Source organism: Burkholderia sp. (genome assembly GCF_018375725.1).
Lineage (GTDB): Bacteria > Pseudomonadota > Gammaproteobacteria > Burkholderiales > Burkholderiaceae > Burkholderia.
On sequence record NZ_JAHACR010000470.1, the window covers coordinates 1 to 2,047 of the forward strand.

Below are 2,047 nucleotides of genomic sequence, written 5' to 3' on the forward strand. Positions count from 1 at the left end.
GCCCGTCCGGCAGCACCGCGTCGCCCGCGCCGAAACACTCTCGCCGTCGTACTCGCCCGTCACTGCTTCAGTATTGAAACCGGACGTTGCTAATCCGCCGCCGGCATCCGCACCCCGCCGCGATGGGCTATTGAGCCGATGTGGCAATTCCCGACAGTATCAAGGTTGAAACATTTCGTGAGACGACACGTGTTCCGACATGCGGTGACGCTACCCCATCCTCCTAAACGCACGCACTGACGGTCGTGGCACGCTCTGTGCGTTCGCTCCGAAAGCGCTGGGTCAGCCGTGCCCGGCTCACAAACAAAAATTTCGACACAGATCGCGTCCCGCGCACGGGTAAAGGCGGTTCTTCCGGGCAGGGCGCATCGGGGAAAAAATGAAAACTAGAACTCTCACGATCTCGATCGCAGCTTCGTCGGGGACGAGCAGCGATGCCGCAACAATCGCACCGGGACCGGTCGTCGGCGGATGTCAGCCGTTCCAACAGACATCCACCACAGACGAGATACGACAGGCGTCTCCACGCGCACGATCGCACCATGCTGCTTTGCACGCCACCGGCATGAGCGCCCACGTTGTGCCGACCATGCACGGCAAGCCGCAAAGCGCAGCCTGAGCGCCACCCGGCATTTCATCGCAAGGTCCTCGCGCCGTCAGATGGCATTGGGCCACTGCCGACGGCGCCGGAACCCCAAGATCTGTTCCGCGGCGACTGAATTGCCGACTGAAGAAATTCTCGATGAATGATCGCCATTCAATCATGGACCGGACTGCGACACCTCCTCATTCGATCATCGCACTTGCGCTTTCGCTGGCCGTGCTGTTCCTGATAACTCATCCTTATACGGGCATCCGGCACGACGCGATCCTGTACACCGCACAGGCGCTGTACAACATGCATCCTGCTCATTTTCCGCACGACCTGTTCTTCGAATTTGGCTCCCAGGACAGTTGGACGATTTACGGCCGGATCTTCGCGAAACTCATCTCGGCGTTCGGGCTCCGCACGAGCAATCTCGCGTGCCTGATTGCCGCGCAGGCACTCTGGTGGAGTGGCATGTGGCGCGTGGCCACGAAACTGCTTCCCGCACCGTGGCATTGGCTTTGCCTGTTCCTCGTCGCCTGTATGCCGTCCGAATATGGCGCCGAGCTGATCTTCTCCTACGACGAAGGCTTTCTTACCGCCCGGCTTCCTGCCGAAGCACTCGGCCTGTGGGCAATCGCGTCGACACTCGAACGCCGTCATGGCATTGCCGTCGCACTCACCATCGTCGCGACGGCGATACATCCGCTGACAGGCGGCGTCTCGCTCGCCATCGCCATACTCGGCTGGATGCCGCGCGTGAAATGGTGGCCTCTGTTGCCGTTTGCGCTGGTCGCGTTTGCCGTCATCGAGCTGTCGCCATTCAATGTGCTCCATCTACACCCGTTCGATCCGGAATGGCTGGCGGTCGCACGATTCAACGTATCCTCCCTGTTTCCAACGCTCTGGAACCTCAATGCGTGGAGCAAGGCATGCTGGGCAATCGCGTTGCCTGCCGTACTTTGCGGGACGAGGCCCCAGAAAAACCGGACGCTGTGGTCCCAACTTACGCTCGTCGGCGTCGCTGGGCTCGCACTAAGCACGGTGGCAGATCTGGCCGGCCGGGATGCCGCGTGGATCCAGCTGCAAACGTGGCGCACGCTGTGGCTGTTGACGCTGATGCAGTGGCCAGCGGCATTTCTGCTGGTGAGACACGAAATCCGTACGCGGCCGATGCTGATCTGGGCGCTCGCGATCTCCTGGCTGCTGCTCGATATGGGCGGCGGAATCCTCGCGCTGCTGATCGCCATCTCGCTACACGCCGCGGCCCGCATCCAGACGCCCGGCGCCTCGGCGCCCCTGTTCGGCGAAATCACTCCGCTCCTGCGCTATTCGCTGACCGGAGCGACGCTCGTCGCAATCGCTGTCTGGGTCAAATACCAGTTCGCATATCAATTCGGTCACCAAATTTCCCTGACTGGCAGCGTAGCGTACGACATCGGCTTTATGGAAACGCTGATC

The 2,047-nt window shown here is 61.2% G+C and carries 1 pseudogene; it reads left to right on the plus strand.

The annotated features are described in order from the left end of the window. Nucleotides 1-742 precede the first annotated feature (742 nt). Nucleotides 743-2,047, plus strand: a pseudogene (locus KH616_RS24500) (hypothetical protein); the annotation flags it as partial.